Source organism: Ruminococcus sp. OM06-36AC, assembly GCF_003438725.1.
GTDB classification, from domain to species: Bacteria; Bacillota; Clostridia; order Oscillospirales; family Ruminococcaceae; genus Ruminococcus_C; species Ruminococcus_C callidus.
Map to the genome: position 1 here is coordinate 1 of NZ_QSTT01000079.1, position 804 is coordinate 804.

Annotated in this window: 2 protein-coding genes; both read left to right on the forward strand. The window is 49.9% G+C overall.

Features of this window, described 5'->3' with window-relative positions; all coding sequences use genetic code 11:
• Positions 1–372, forward strand: a 372-nt coding sequence (locus tag DXB92_RS13250; protein ID WP_147330088.1) for a DNA methyltransferase, incomplete at its 5' end; no start/stop codon positions are given.
• The coding region (locus DXB92_RS13255; RefSeq protein WP_147330089.1) for a DNA cytosine methyltransferase at positions 365–804 on the forward strand (440 nt) is incomplete at its 3' end. The genes DXB92_RS13250 and DXB92_RS13255, both read left to right, overlap by 8 nt.

Sequence of the window (804 nt, forward strand, 5' to 3'; positions counted from 1 at the left end):
AAAGACGGAAAGCATATCTGGTATGGTGACCAGAAACAGAAAACGGTATTTGAGTTTGACCGCATTAAAAACAGCAAAGAGGACGGCTGCGGACATCCGTCCAGTAAACCAGTCCCGCTGATCGCCTATCTGATTTCCCAGTGTACGCAGACAAATGGAATGGTGCTGGATGGATTTCTGGGAAGTGCATCTACGCTTGTTGCCTGCGACCAGCTTGACAGAATTTGTTACGGCATAGAGTTTGAACCGAAGTTTGTTGATGTAGCCGTTGAAAGGTACACAAAACTCCATGACGGAAATTCCGATGATGTGTATTTGATTCGGGATGGGAAGCGAATGGAATATTCGGAAGTAGAGGTGTCAGATGCGTAACCTCACCCTTGGCAGCCTCTTTGACGGCAGCGGCGGTTTTCCGCTTGCCGGACTGTTAGCTGGCATTGTGCCTATCTGGTCTTCTGAAATCGAACCGTTTGCCATTCGTGTGACAGAAAAACGGCTGCCGCAGGTACAACACTTCGGCAATATCAGCGGACTGCATGGTGCAAAGCTGCCGCCTGTGGACATCATCACCTTTGGAAGTCCATGCCAGGATATGAGCATCGCCGGAAAAAGAACCGGTCTGAACGGCAGCCGTTCTTCTCTGTTTCACGAAGCGATCCGTATCATCCGAGAAATGAGGTGTGCAAGCAATGGCAAATACCCAAGATACATCGTCTGGGAAAACGTCCCCGGAGCATTTTCTTCCAACGGCGGAGAAGATTTCCGCTGTGTCCTCGAAGCCATCTGTTCGGTCAAAGACAGCAG